This window comes from Pantoea sp. C8B4 (genome assembly GCF_051336905.1).
GTDB classification, from domain to species: domain Bacteria; phylum Pseudomonadota; class Gammaproteobacteria; order Enterobacterales; family Enterobacteriaceae; genus Pantoea; species Pantoea rwandensis_B.
Window position 1 is genome coordinate 1 of record NZ_JBGMNK010000008.1, and the last position, 13,423, is coordinate 13,423.

The following is a 13,423-nucleotide window of genomic DNA, read 5'->3' on the forward strand; positions in this document are numbered from 1 at the left end:
GAGCAGATGAGCAGATGAGCAGATGAGCAGATGAGCAGATGAGCAGATGAGCAGATGAGCAGATGAGCAGATGAGCAATTGTAACGGGCAGTTGATATCGAGGATAGATATTAGGAATTGATATTATGAAGTAAATCGCAGGCACAAAAAAACCGCCCTTGGGCGGTCACGACATTACTGCATATTGCTTTGATTTTATTTGGTTTTAGCGACTACTAAATATGGTACCCGGGGCGGGACTTGAACCCGCACAGCCATAAGCCGAGGGATTTTAAATCCCTTGTGTCTACCGATTTCACCACCCGGGCAGGGTGTAAATTGGAGGCGCGTCCCGGAGTCGAACCGAGGTAGACGGATTTGCAATCCGTTGCATGGCCACTCTGCCAACGCGCCTTTATTCTGATGTGTCATCTGTCAGCAACAGACGACTAAATTTGGAGCGGGAAACGAGACTCGAACTCGCGACCCCGACCTTGGCAAGGTCGTGCTCTACCAACTGAGCTATTCCCGCATAATCTTCGTCTTTCACTTTACTGCTGCGTTAGCTTCCTTCACTCACACAGGTCACTTACTGAAGTAAGCTCTCTGTGGTTCGTTCAGTCGCCGCCTTGCTGAAAACTGAAATACTTGATTCTTTAATTCACCGAACTCGCTGATTTTACTCAGCTTCTTGCAGACTCGCTGCCGTTCGATGCGATGCATTCTACTTATCTGACGCAATGAGTCAATAGAATTATCCACACAGTGCGTCCGTTTGCTGCTTTTTAAATCGCATCGATCAGCTATCGAGCAAATCACCGCGTGCGGCGCTCAAATACTGGAACATTGACCAGAAGGTCAGCACCGCGGCGATATACAGTGCGACGACACCCACCCCCACCACCGTAGCGTCTGGGCGCCACAGCAAGGCGAACAGAGAGAACATCTGCGCCGTGGTTTTCACTTTGCCAATCCAGGAAACCGCTACGCTGCTGCGCTTACCAATCTCCGCCATCCACTCACGTAAGGCTGAGATGATAATTTCGCGTGCAATCATGGTCGCTGCCGGTAAGGTAATCCACCAGGCGTGGAAATACTCGGCAACCAGTACCAACGCAATGGCCACCATCACTTTGTCAGCTACAGGATCGAGGAAAGCGCCAAAACGCGTGGTTTGCTTCCAGCGGCGGGCAAGAAAACCATCAAACCAGTCAGTCACGGCGGCAACCACAAAGATCAATGCAGTGGCAAAAGGTGCCCATTGAAAAGGCAGATAAAATGCCAGCACAAAGAATGGAATCAGTACAACTCGAAACAGGGTAAGACACGTCGGAATGTTAAATTGCATATGCCAGTAACTGTCTGGTGTGAGTAGAATTTAACGTATGTTCCTACATTGCCCCCCCTGTTTCAATGCTAGTGTTTCAGCGAGTAGTAGATTTTTTCCGCCAGCGAGAAGGAAATCCCCGGCACTTTAGCAATCTCATCCACGCTGGCATTCATCAGGGGTTGCAGGCCCCCCATATACTTAAGCAGCTGTTGACGCCGTTTTGGCCCGACCCCTTCAATGCTTTCAAGTGCACTGGTGTTCTTCACTTTCGCACGTTTTTTCCGGTGCCCCGAAATTGCATGATTGTGAGAGTCATCACGAATATGTTGAATCACATGCAGTGCAGGCGAGTCTGGCGGCAATGAAACGCCCTCGCCTTCCGCTTCAAAGAACAGCGTTTCCAGACCCGCTTTACGGTCAGTGCCTTTTGCCACGCCCAGCAAAATGGGACGATCTTTATCCCAGGGCACATCCAGCTCTGCGAACACTTGTTTCGCCTGCGCCAGCTGGCCTTTACCGCCATCGATGATGATGACATCAGGGATTTTGTCCTCTTCCAGCGCTTTACCATAACGACGACGTAATACCTGGTTCATCGCGGCGTAATCATCGCCAGGCGTGATGCCTTCAATGTTATAGCGGCGGTAATCTGAACGCAGCGGTCCATCGCGGTTAAAGACCACACACGAAGCTATCGTCTGCTCACCCATGGTGTGACTGATGTCGAAACATTCCATGCGTTTGATGATATCGAGTTCGAGAAACACCGCCAGCGCCGCCAGGCGTTGCTGAATAGTGGAGTGCTGAGACAGTTTCGTGGTCAACGCGGTGGCAGCGTTGGTGCGCGCCAGTTTAAGGTAGCGTGCCCGATCGCCGCGCGGTTTGCTTTGAATATTGACCTTGCGCCCGGCCAATTCACTCAAAGAATCGGCCAGCAACTCGCGTTCAGGCAGGCTAAAGTCCAGCAGAATATCAGCTGGCAAAGTGCGTGCTTCGCTGCCCTGCAGATAAAACTGGCCGACAAAGGTTTGCACCACTTCGGTGAGATCGGTATCGGCTGGCACTTTCGGGAAGTAACTGCGGCTGCCCAGCACTTTGCCCTGCCGAATAAACAGCACGTGCAGACAAGCCATACCGGCGTCGAATGCCACCCCCATCACATCAAGGTCATCCCCCTGATTGGAGACAAACTGCTTCTCAGTGACGCGTCGTACCGCCTGAATCTGATCGCGCAGACGCGCCGCTTCTTCGAAGCGCAATCCATAGCTGGCCTCTTCCATGCGTTTGACCAGTTGGTTGATCACTTGATCATCTTTACCGGCAAGAAACAGCCGCACGTAGTCCGTTTGCTGCGCATACTCATCTTCGCTGACCAAACCCGCTACGCACGGCCCAAGGCAACGGCCAATCTGATATTGCAAACAAGGGCGAGAGCGGTTGCGATAAACACTGTTTTCACACTGTCGAATCGGGAACACTTTCTGCAACAGCGCCAGGGTTTCACGCACCGCATAGCCATTAGGGAAAGGCCCAAAGTATTCCCCTTTCGCGTGTTTGGCACCACGATGCATCGCCAGTCGCGGATGCGCGTCTGCACTCAGGAATATATAGGGATAGGATTTATCATCACGCAGCAGCACGTTATAGCGAGGCTGATAGAGCTTGATGTAATTGTGTTCAAGCAGCAAAGCTTCGGTTTCGGTATGCGTCACCGTCACGTCGATGTTTTGGATGTTACTGACCAGAACTTCGGTTTTTCGACTGCCCACCTGAGTGCGGAAATAACTGGTCAGGCGCTTTTTGAGGTCTTTCGCTTTACCGACATAGATCACCGTGCCTGTCGCGTCATACATGCGGTAGACGCCGGGCTGACTGGTCACGGTGCTCAGAAAGGCTTTGGAATTGAAAACGTCACTCACTACTGATTAACGGCTCCGCATTATAGAGACCATGTCGAATGGCCAGATGCGTTAACTCTACGTCGCCACTGATGTTCAACTTACTGAACATGCGATAACGGTAACTGTTAACGGTTTTCGGGCTGAGATTAAGCTGCTCGGAAATTTCCGTCACCTTTTGCCCTCGGGTGATCATCAGCATAATCTGCAATTCCCTTTCCGACAAACAGCTAAAGGGCGATTCGGCTTTTTGCGGCTCGATTTGGCTAAGCGCCATTTGCTGCGCAATATCTGATGCGATATAGCGCTGACCTGAGTGCACCGAACGAATCGCACTCACCACTTCCTGCGGGGCCGCACCTTTGCTCAGATAACCCGCCGCACCGGCTTGCATCACTTTTGCCGGCAGCGGATTTTCGGTATGGATGGTCAGCATAATAATGCGGATGTCAGGATTGAAGCGCACAATTTTTCGCGTGGCTTCAAGACCGCCGATGCCCGGCATATTCATGTCCATCAGCACCACGTCAACCGGATTGCTGCGGCACCATTTCACCGCGTCTTCACCACAAGCCACTTCCCCGGCAATTACCAATCCCTTCATATCTTCCAGTATGCGGCGAATACCGGCGCGTACCAGTTCATGGTCATCAACAAGAAGCAGACTGATCAACGGGACGTACTCCGCAGGTTAGTGAGGGGAAAAATATATTTCAGGAGGGCCATCTTACCGGGTTTGCCGGGGAAAAAACATCTGGTTACGCAGATAAATCCCAAATGAAATGATACATATCAAATTGAGCTCATTCCCAGATATCTTTTGAGTGAAACGCACTAGCATGCAAGAATTAAAATGTGAAATTGTGACTAATATCATTATGTTATAATTTATGCTCTTTTCATTGACCGCTGGGCTTTGGTAAATAAAAATAACTTCAACGCCTGATTTTCCCTGCATGTTAATAACGCAAACATCCATTTAATGTTGGTTTAATCTCCACCGCTTCGCCTGGGATAAATTCCTCATTCAACCATATGATATACTCTGTTTTTTACACACAGATATTGTGTCTACATTCAGTAACACCACCAAGGAGTCAAAGATGAGTGATGAAGACTTTTCAACATCGCGGGATACCCAGGCACTGGCCGATGAAGTGGCTTGCCTGAAAATGATGGTGACGCTGATTCTGAAAGGGATGGGCCAGGCGGATGCCGGTAAGGTTATCATTAACATGGAGCGCTATGTGCAAAGCGCGTTAGCGGATAAGCCGCAGGCGGAGGTGTTCAGCAACACCATTCGTCAGATTAAAACCGCCTACCGTCAGTAAGCGGTGAAGCCCCGCGCGATGCGCGGGGTGATCAACTGTGCGACTGCCAGTTCACTGAAACACCCAGTGACGGCAGCACCTCTTCCGGACTAAACCGGCGTGTGCCGCGATACTTGTCCGCCAGTGCCGGTTGATGAACCGGAATACGAATGGCAAACAGATTATCCTCAGATTGAATCAAACCAGGTGATAAAGGTTCGTACACGACATGGTGCTGCTCAAACATTTTTTCCAGCATCGGCGTTGCTGAGCTGATCAGGTACTCCATACCGCTGAGTTCCGCCAACTGCACCGCATGCCACAAAATCGTCAGTGGCAGTTCTGCATCCACCTCAAGGCGTGCCGAAAAGCGTGACATTTCCCAGACTTTTTCCTGATCGAACGGCAGCACCATGCCTTCAGGCACTTCTGGTTCATGCCAGGGCAACAAACGTGCACAGCCGCAGATCCCCTGGCGCGCATTCCAGGCGATCATCCAGGTGACATCGGAGCGATCAAAGCGATCATACTCCTGTCCAGGCGTACTTAAGCGCGGCGGGATAGACCAACCTTCACCCCGCGCAAAAACGCTATAGCGATACGTTCCTAATTCTGCCAACAGAGAGGACGGCATATCCTTAAGCTGTGTTTGAATTACTTTCATCATGCGCCCCTGACATCCCCATGTTTGCAATGATTTCTTTGCGCCAGCCTGGCAAAGTTCCGGCGCAGGGTAGACAACTGACTAAAGAGTGGGAACTACTAAAATTAGTAGTTGCCTTTTTGCTATATCAGGCCAATTGCCGCCGCATAACACGCAATCTGCGTTTTATTGGAAACATTAAAACGCTTTTGCATATTCTTTTGGTGAAAATTCACCGTATGTTCTGAAATCGCTAAAATCAGTGAAATTTCCGCAGAAGTTTTTCCTTCTGCCGTCCATTTCAAAATTTCCAGTTCGCGTTGGCTAAAATCATTAGATAAAACCGCCATTGAACTATCATTTAGCCGCTCCAGCACGCGCAAACTCAGTTCCGCCAGAAGGTGCAGTTTCACCTCTAGCTGAACGCGTAAGTGTTGAGTCTGACTGTGAAGCGATGATGCTATAGATAATATACCAATGGCACGATTTGGCGCCATTGCCGAACAAGAAAAGCCGCTGTTAAGCCCGGCCGCATTCGCTTCAGCCCATAAATTACCGGCACCGGTAAATAAATCCCGTGTCCATTCCACGCCTCGTCCCGGCCGCTGACAAAGTAACAGCACCGGATCGACAGCATAATAATTTTCGCTTTCATAGCGCTTAACCCAGCTTTCCGGGTAAGTACTGAACAAAAACACGCGCGGCCGGGTAAAAGGCACGGGATGTTGAACCAGGAAAGCGAATGAATCGAAACCCATCGCTTCAATGTGTTTTTGTAATAGCGTTTTTACTTGAATCACTTCCGTCAGCGCCTGAAATTCATTTTCAGTTTCGCCACGCCAGACGAAATAATTATCGGTCGTCATTATTGCCTCAGCGTTGTTTCACGCTTTAACTTGTTATTCGTTCTGATTAACACAAAAAATAAATTAACTAGAGAAAAAATATTGATTGAAATGAGAGCAGCCCGCGGGGTAACAATCATAACCATCCTGTTGTCAATGCGTTACCATTATGGGGAACTGAAAGCAGATACATTTTGCCAACAGCTTCACAACTTTAATCCTCTTTCCTGATTAGAATAGGATTTTTCCGAAGGAGTTTCAATCACCCTATTCATCGAAAATCATCATTAGATTGATAAATTTTTAGCATCGTCATTAACTAAAATCACTCACTTTGAAAGCGGTTACTGAGGGTAATAGCGGTATTTGTGGGACGACGCCTATTCGGCTCATTCTTAATCCCAGTGATTTCTGTGGTGAGCGGTATAACGTGATTTCCGTCACCCTCTTTTCCAGCTACGCTTAGAGGATGTACGGGGGATGACGCGGTGGACTTTTCAGGGGAAGACGTTGCGCCCTCACGCATACTGGCGCATTGTCATGCGTATTCGAGCATCATAACGGGGCTGACTATGATGAACCAACTGGCATTACCTTTCCTTGTACTGGGCGGTTGTACAGCGCTGATGATCTTAAAAGATCTTTTCCGTCACCCGCATCCGGTGGCCATCATGAATATCATCTGGCCGCTGACCGGCCTCTATATGCCGTTCATCGGATGGTTAGCCTGGTGGTATCTGGGCCGTAAACCTTCACGTCAGGTAAAACTTGCGCTGCTGGTTCCTCAAAAAATTCAGAGTAATGCCAGCTGGCAAACAATATTTATTTCCACCTCATTATCTGCTGCGGCCTGTATATTTGGCGACATAATGACCCTACCAATAATCACCTTACTAAATCAGTTCGCCATTATGCCAACGCTTTGGATGCAGGCAATTATTTGCTTGATAGTTTCTCTGGTGGTGGGTTTATTTTTCCAGTTCCTGGCGATTCGCCAACGTGAAAAACGTTCATTTGGCCGGGCGTTATTATTAGCATTAAAAACCGAAACGTTTCCCCTGCTGATTTATCAATTAGGTATTTTTATCTTTATGGCACTGGCACTAAAATTTGTTCTCAACCAACAAATCAATCCATTGCTGGTCGCTTTCTGGTTTATGTTACAACTGGCCATGATCATCGGTTTTCTATTCTCCTGGCCCGCTAATCATTTCCTGATAAAACGGGGACTTAATCCCGCCGTCTAACTAACGACAGTATCCGCCGCCGCGCATGCCCAGGTGAAAATGTCCGGCATGCGCGGCGTTGTAATCCGGTCCTAACGCATTGCCAAAGGTCGCACAGCCGTTGTGCCATAAAGCGCGGAGCCCTGCAGCCGCATCCTCAGGTTGATGCCAGTTTTTTGCCACCTGCAGCCAGCGTCCATCGGCAAGCTGAAACCCTGTCACATCCCATGCATCTGCTGTTGCATGCTCGCTTAAACGCCCCTGCTGGCGATGATAGATATTTCGACAGGCGTAACTGCCGACGTGGCTGATGTGCCGAATCGGGCTGTTGATACCTGCCTGCTGAAGGGCGTGAGTGCTGTTGACGACATAGATTGTGCTGCTCACTGCCATCGGGCAACTGGCAAGAAAGCTGCTGCTCAATGTCACTTCACCAAAACCACTCACGCGTAAAGGTTGTTCAATAGGGCAATCACCTTTCAGTGCTGGCACGGCGCGAAATTCTACCCATCCCTGCTGACTGGCTCGCTGCATCACCGCCATACAGGCCGCAGGATCGTGACTCAGGCGCTGCAATTTGTAGCGCATCATCCATCCTTGTGGGTCAGTGACCGACAGCGGCGTAAACGGATTCCACTGCGGCGGCAAATGCGTTTTCAGCCACGGCAAACTCCACCAGCCACATAATGCCAACAGAGCAATCGCTAATAATGCGCGCATCACACCTCACGTTTACTCATAAAAAGAAGACGTAAGTGTAGGTGGCAAAATGGGGAGATAACGCAGAAAAGGCTTAATTGCTGAAGATTTACGCAAATGCACCGTGGATTATGCCATGTAAATATTTACTGACAGAGGAAACCCCGTAAAAGGTCACAATTGTAAAAAAACAATTACCGAGAGTTGCAACCTTTCCACTATCTTATGCCACTTGCCCTATCAAACGGCACGTTATCTAACAGCCAGTAGAGCTGACACAACATCAAAACAGGAAAGATATATTTATGGTTGATCAATCCAAAGAGGCGCTTATCGAGGCCGAACAGCCCGATAAGCTCCAGCGTAATCTGCATAACCGCCATATCCAACTGATTGCTATCGGTGGCGCGATCGGCACCGGGTTGTTTATGGGCTCAGGTAAAACCATCAGCCTGGCCGGCCCCTCGATCATTTTCGTTTATATGATCATCGGTTTTATGCTGTTTTTCGTCATGCGCGCTATGGGCGAATTGCTGCTCTCAAATCTTGAATATAAATCATTCAGCGATTTTGCTGCCGACTTACTCGGGCCATGGGCGGGATATTTTACCGGCTGGACTTACTGGTTCTGTTGGGTGGTAACGGGCATTGCTGATGTCGTGGCCATTAGTGCCTATTTCCAACTCTGGTTCCCCGACTTTTCCATCTGGATGAGTGCGCTGCTGTGTATATTTGTGTTCCTGGCACTCAATATCGCAACGGTGAAATTGTTTGGCGAAATGGAATTCTGGTTCGCGATTATTAAAATCGTGGCGATTGTTGCTCTGATCGTGACCGGCATCGTGCTGGTCAGCATGCATTATCCTTCGCCTAACGGCAGCGCCGCGGCCCTGAGCAATATCTGGGATCATGGCGGTATGTTCCCGAAAGGATTGAGCGGCTTCTTTGCTGGCTTCCAAATTGCGGTATTTGCCTTCGTCGGCATTGAGTTAGTGGGAACAGCCGCAGCAGAAACCAAAGATCCGCACAAGGTGTTGCCACGCGCGATTAACGCCATTCCGTTGCGCATCATTATGTTTTACGTTCTGGCGTTGCTGGTGATCATGGCGGTGACGCCGTGGAATCAGGTGATGCCAGACCGCAGCCCCTTCGTTGAGATGTTTGTGCTGATCGGATTACCCGCCGCCGCCAGCATCGTTAACTTCGTGGTGCTGACTTCTGCTGCATCATCCGCCAACAGCGGCATTTTCTCCACCAGCCGTATGCTGTACGGTCTGTCAGAACAAGGCGTGGCACACAAAGCGTTTGGCCGCCTGTCGGCACGCGCGGTTCCCACCACCGGGCTGTTTTTCTCCTGCTTCTGCCTGCTGTGCGGCGTGGCACTGATTTACCTGATTCCCGATGTGATGACGGTATTCACCATGGTTACAACGGTATCGGCGATTCTGTTTATGTTCGTCTGGACCATCATCCTGTGCAGCTATCTGGCTTACCGCAAACAGCATCCACAACGTCATGCTGAGTCGAAGTTCAAGATGCCGCTGGGCAAGCTGATGTGCTGGGTGTGCATGGCGTTCTTCGCCTTTGTCATTGTCCTGCTGACCTTGCAAGATGATACTCGCCAGGCGTTGATGGTCACGCCGCTGTGGTTCGTCATTCTCACTATGGGCTGGTTGTTACGTCGTCGTAAAGCCTGATAGCACTGCCGACAAAAAGCCCCGAGCATTCGGGGCTTTTTTTATAACCTTTCGCGTAATTTATGCCATGCCTGCGCCAGTGAAGGCCGTACCGAAGGCTCCCTTTCCGGTGCCGGTTCGGGAACATGTGCCGATCCCAGATTGAAGGTGAAGGTGTAATTGGGCGCTTCCCCCATCCTTAAATCCGAAATCAAGGTATCTTCACCCTGCTGGCGCATGGCGTAAAAACCATGGCTGAACCACGCCACTCGCTCGGCATACCAGTCGCCTTTAAACGCATCGAACAATTGCGGGTTGCGCGGATGCCAATGAATTTCCAGTGCACGATCGGGTGACAGCAGTGACCAATAGGCTTCACCGTAACGATCGGGGGTCATAATCACGGTTCGCCACACCAGGGTATTAAACGCCGTTGGCGTCACCAGCACCTGCTGCGGCTTGATGGATTGATCAGTCAGATCACGATCGATATGCTGCGTCGCCACGCCCTGCACCACCATGCTCCAGCCGAGATACAGCGTACTGATCAGTAAACCCGCCTGATTCCAGCGCAGTCCTACTCCATCACGCCGCCATAACGCCACCCCCAGCGCAATCAGCAATGGCAGGGTATACAACGGATCGATGATGTACATGCTGCCAATCGCGTAGGGGAAATCGGTAAACGGTAACCCCAGTTGCGTGCCGTACACCGTTGTCAGATCGAGCAATGGATGCGTAATCAGGGCCAGCCAAATTGCCAGACACCAGCCGCGCCAGTGGGAGCGACTGCGTGTTGCACCTGCGATCAGCCAGGCCAGCAGGGGCGCAACTAACGTGAGCCATATCAGCGCATGGCTCTCAGTACGATGCAGCGTCATATTGCGAATCGCATCGCCATGATCGATAAACACATCAAGATCGGGCAAGGTGCCTGCAATCGCACCCACCAGCGCAGATTGCCATAACGGCACGCGCTTGCCCATCACCGCAACGGTGACCGCCGCGCCCAACGTCAGTTGTGATAGCGAATCCATGCACTCTCCTGGCTAAAGCGGGATCAACGCACGCGGATCCCTTCAATTATCATGCGCTGTACATTCTCCAGCGTTTGTTCAAAAAACGCAGGATCGTTCAGCGTCTGGCCGGTGATCGCTTCAACCTGTGAAGCAAAATCCGCGTAGTGTTGCGTGGTGGCCCACAGCAGGAAAAACAGATGCTGAGGTTGCACACCGGCTAACCGCCCTTCCGCAATCCACTGCTCGATGATTGCCGCCTTCTCATCTACCAGCGCTTTTAAATCCCCGGCCAGTTCACCTTTGAGTAAAGGGGCACCTTGTAGCATCTCGAGACAGAACAAGCGCGAGGCCTGGGGGTGATCGCGCGACACCTCCAGCTTAAGACGGATATATTTCCGAATGGCGGTCAGGGGGTCCTGATCGTGGCGCAGTGCGCGCAGTGGAGCCAGCCATACATCAAGGATCTCCTTCAGAACCGCGATATACAGCACCTCTTTTGAGGGATAGTAGTAAAGCAAATTGGTCTTGGAGACATCGGCACGCTCTGCCACTTTATCGAGGCTGGTACCGTGAATACCGAACTGCGAGAAGAAGCTTAACGCCGCTTCCAGTATCGCAGCCCGTTTTGCGGCAACGGCACGTGAACGTCGGCCCGGTTGTTTTTCATCGCTTTTCACACTGTTACCTCTTCAATCCTGCCTGTCCGCATCATAACAAAGCCCCTCTTTCCTGCCTAATCGCTCGCCCTGCACCTTTTTTGACCACCGCGCGCATGAAAAACGTGCAAAAAGTTTTGACCAAACGGTCTGATTTAGACCAACCGCTCTACTTTCATCCTTTAATGTTTTTTAACACATTGTTGTATAAGGCATTTAAAAATGTGGCACAAGCTTTGCAATTTTGTGACTGAGCGCCGCTCGCAGGATGCGTGCAGGAAGCAGTGCAGCGCGTAAAGCAATGCCCCTTCAATGCAGAGAGGTTTCACATGAAAATTGGCGTGTTTATCCCGATTGGCAACAATGGCTGGCTCATCTCCACCCATGCGCCGCAGTACAAACCGACTTTTGAACTGAATAAAGAGATTGTGCTGAAGGCCGAGCATTATCACTTCGACTTTGCGCTCTCGATGATCAAACTGCGCGGCTTCGGGGGCAAAACCGAATTCTGGGATCACAATCTCGAATCCTTCACGCTGATGGCGGGGCTCGCGGCGGTGACCTCACGGATTGAGATCTATGCCACGGCAGCCACTCTGACGCTGCCCCCGGCGATTGTGGCGCGCATGGCCGCCACCATCGATTCGATTTCCAATGGCCGTTTCGGCGTCAATCTGGTCACCGGCTGGCAGAAACCTGAATACGAACAGATGGGATTGTGGCCGGGTGATGAGTACTTCTCCAGCCGCTACCAATACCTCACCGAGTACGTCACCGTGCTGCGCGATTTATGGGGCACCGGTCAGAGTGACTTCAAGGGTGAATTTTTCACCATGAACGACTGCCGCGTCAGCCCGCAACCGCAGAAACCGATGAAGGTGATCTGCGCCGGACAGAGCGATGCCGGTATGGCGTTCTCCGCGCAGCATGCCGATTACAACTTCTGCTTCGGCAAAGGGGTCAACACGCCCACCGCTTTCGCCCCGACCGCCAGCCGCATGAAAGCCGCAGCGGATCACGCCGGGCGAGATGTCGGTTCTTACGTGCTGTTTATGATCATCGCCGCCGAAAGCGATGAGGCCGCGCGTGCCAAATGGGAGCATTACAAAGCAGGTGCTGATGAAGAAGCGCTTGCCTGGCTCACCACGCAAAGCCAGCAGGACACCAAATCCGGTAGCGATACCAACGTGCGTCAGATGGCCGATCCCACTTCAGCCGTCAACATCAATATGGGCACCCTGGTGGGTTCATACGCCAATGTGGCACGAATGTTGGATGAAGTTGCTGAGGTTGACGGCACGCAGGGCGTACTTCTGACCTTCGATGACTTCCTGCAAGGTATTGAAGATTTCGGTGAGCGTATCCAGCCATTAATGCAGTGTCGTCAAAACGTTATCACTTCGCAGAAGGAGGTTGCCTGATGAGTACCGTAACCTGTGCCCATACGTCGAGTTTGCCCAATATCACCCTGCCCGCCCGACCAGAAGCTATCGCACTGCCGCCGGCGCAAAGCGCCTTGATTGTCGTGGATATGCAAAACGCCTATGCCACCGAAGGGGGTTATCTGGATCTTGCTGGCTTTGATGTCTCCGCCACAAAACCCGTGATCGCCAAAATTCATCAGGCGGTGACCGCGGCACGCGCCGCTGGCATGCAGATTATTTGGTTCCAAAACGGCTGGGACGACCAGTACGTCGAAGCAGGTGATGCTGGCTCGCCTAACTTCCATAAGTCGAATGCACTGAAAACCATGCGTAAGCGCCCGGAGTTACAGGGCACGCTGCTGTCGAAAGGCGGCTGGGATTATGCGCTGGTGGATGAACTGGTGCCGCAGGCAGGAGACATCGTGCTGCCCAAACCGCGCTACAGTGGCTTCTTCAATACCCCACTCGACAGCATGCTGCGCAGCCGCGGTATCCGCCATCTGGTGTTCACCGGCATTGCCACCAACGTGTGTGTCGAATCCACGCTGCGTGATGGCTTCTTCCTCGAATATTTTGGCGTGGTGCTGGAAGACGCCACTTATCAGGCCGGACCGCCGTTTGCTCAGCAGGCGGCGATTTTCAACATCGAAACCTTCTTTGGCTGGGTCAGTGACACAGACACCTTTTGTGAAGCCCTGAAGGCTTAAGGCCAATCTCA

13 protein-coding genes and 3 tRNA genes are annotated in these 13,423 nt (G+C 51.3%); 5 read left to right on the forward strand and 11 right to left on the reverse strand.

The genetic code is table 11. From position 1 onward, the window contains the following. Window positions 1-222 precede the first annotated feature (222 nt). The 6 genes from ACCW76_RS11555 to uvrY all read right to left on the reverse strand — a co-directional run bounded on the left by ACCW76_RS11555 (window position 223) and on the right by uvrY (window position 3,880). Window positions 223-308: transfer RNA gene (locus tag ACCW76_RS11555), tRNA-Leu, on the reverse strand. A gap of 11 nt (window positions 309-319) precedes the next feature. After that, window positions 320-393: transfer RNA gene (locus tag ACCW76_RS11560), tRNA-Cys, on the reverse strand. A gap of 42 nt (window positions 394-435) precedes the next feature. Beyond that, window positions 436-511: transfer RNA gene (locus tag ACCW76_RS11565), tRNA-Gly, on the reverse strand. 267 nt (window positions 512-778) lie between these two features. After that, a complete protein-coding gene (gene pgsA, locus ACCW76_RS11570) occupies window positions 779-1,327 on the reverse strand; it encodes a CDP-diacylglycerol--glycerol-3-phosphate 3-phosphatidyltransferase (protein WP_034820295.1) in 549 nt (182 codons plus the stop codon). 68 nt (window positions 1,328-1,395) lie between these two features. After that, window positions 1,396-3,228 (reverse strand): excinuclease ABC subunit UvrC, encoded by a 1,833-nt coding sequence (gene uvrC / locus ACCW76_RS11575; RefSeq protein ID WP_436338592.1) that lies wholly within the window; start codon window positions 3,226-3,228, stop codon window positions 1,396-1,398. Next, complete coding sequence (gene uvrY, locus ACCW76_RS11580) at window positions 3,221-3,880, reverse strand: UvrY/SirA/GacA family response regulator transcription factor (RefSeq protein ID WP_034820300.1); 660 nt, start codon at window positions 3,878-3,880, stop codon at window positions 3,221-3,223. The genes uvrC and uvrY overlap by 8 nt, the downstream gene beginning before the upstream one ends. 430 nt (window positions 3,881-4,310) lie before the next feature. Between uvrY and ACCW76_RS11585 the strand changes: the two genes are divergently transcribed. Then, window positions 4,311-4,538 carry a DUF2594 family protein gene (locus ACCW76_RS11585; protein WP_034820303.1) on the forward strand — a complete coding sequence of 76 codons (228 nt, stop codon included), beginning with the start codon at window positions 4,311-4,313 and terminating at the stop codon, window positions 4,536-4,538. A 31-nt stretch (window positions 4,539-4,569) separates the two neighbouring features. Here ACCW76_RS11585 and ACCW76_RS11590 read toward each other — a convergent pair whose 3' ends face one another. Together ACCW76_RS11590 and sdiA are read right to left on the reverse strand one after the other, a co-directional pair. Beyond that, window positions 4,570-5,181 carry an acyl-homoserine-lactone synthase gene (locus ACCW76_RS11590; protein ID WP_034820307.1) on the reverse strand — a complete coding sequence of 204 codons (612 nt, stop codon included), beginning with the start codon at window positions 5,179-5,181 and terminating at the stop codon, window positions 4,570-4,572. Between the two features lie 122 nt (window positions 5,182-5,303). Further along, window positions 5,304-6,026, reverse strand: coding sequence for a transcriptional regulator SdiA (sdiA, locus tag ACCW76_RS11595; RefSeq protein ID WP_034820310.1), 723 nt, complete (start codon window positions 6,024-6,026; stop codon window positions 5,304-5,306). Between the two features lie 551 nt (window positions 6,027-6,577). On the opposite strand from sdiA, the gene ACCW76_RS11600 reads away from it, so the two are divergent. Then, the gene (locus tag ACCW76_RS11600; RefSeq protein WP_045831651.1) at window positions 6,578-7,252 is read left to right on the forward strand and encodes a DUF4396 domain-containing protein; all 675 of its coding nucleotides are present in this window, start codon (window positions 6,578-6,580) and stop codon (window positions 7,250-7,252) included. Here ACCW76_RS11600 and ACCW76_RS11605 read toward each other — a convergent pair whose 3' ends face one another. Then, window positions 7,253-7,951 (reverse strand): extensin-like domain-containing protein, encoded by a 699-nt coding sequence (locus ACCW76_RS11605; RefSeq protein ID WP_436338593.1) that lies wholly within the window; start codon window positions 7,949-7,951, stop codon window positions 7,253-7,255. 284 nt (window positions 7,952-8,235) lie between these two features. Here ACCW76_RS11605 and cycA point away from each other — a divergent pair, with 284 nt between their 5' ends. Further along, window positions 8,236-9,627 (forward strand): D-serine/D-alanine/glycine transporter, encoded by a 1,392-nt coding sequence (gene cycA / locus ACCW76_RS11610; RefSeq protein ID WP_038647711.1) that lies wholly within the window; start codon window positions 8,236-8,238, stop codon window positions 9,625-9,627. 41 nt (window positions 9,628-9,668) lie between these two features. On the opposite strand, the gene ACCW76_RS11615 is transcribed toward cycA, so the two are convergent. Both ACCW76_RS11615 and rutR read right to left on the reverse strand, forming a co-directional pair. Then, entirely contained in the window at window positions 9,669-10,643 is a 975-nt protein-coding gene (locus ACCW76_RS11615; RefSeq protein WP_436338594.1) for a metal-dependent hydrolase, read from the reverse strand. A gap of 23 nt (window positions 10,644-10,666) precedes the next feature. After that, window positions 10,667-11,302: an HTH-type transcriptional regulator RutR gene (gene rutR, locus ACCW76_RS11620; RefSeq protein WP_045816229.1), complete on the reverse strand. Its 636-nt coding sequence runs from the start codon at window positions 11,300-11,302 to the stop codon at window positions 10,667-10,669. A gap of 308 nt (window positions 11,303-11,610) precedes the next feature. On the opposite strand from rutR, the gene rutA reads away from it, so the two are divergent. Both rutA and rutB read left to right on the forward strand, forming a co-directional pair. Further along, on the forward strand, window positions 11,611-12,702 hold the full coding sequence (gene rutA / locus ACCW76_RS11625) for a pyrimidine utilization protein A (RefSeq protein ID WP_436338595.1): 1,092 nt from the start codon (window positions 11,611-11,613) through the stop codon (window positions 12,700-12,702). Beyond that, entirely contained in the window at window positions 12,702-13,412 is a 711-nt protein-coding gene (gene rutB / locus ACCW76_RS11630) for a pyrimidine utilization protein B (RefSeq protein WP_436338596.1), read from the forward strand. Before rutA ends, rutB begins: the two co-directional genes overlap by 1 nt. Window positions 13,413-13,423: the final 11 nt, after the last annotated feature.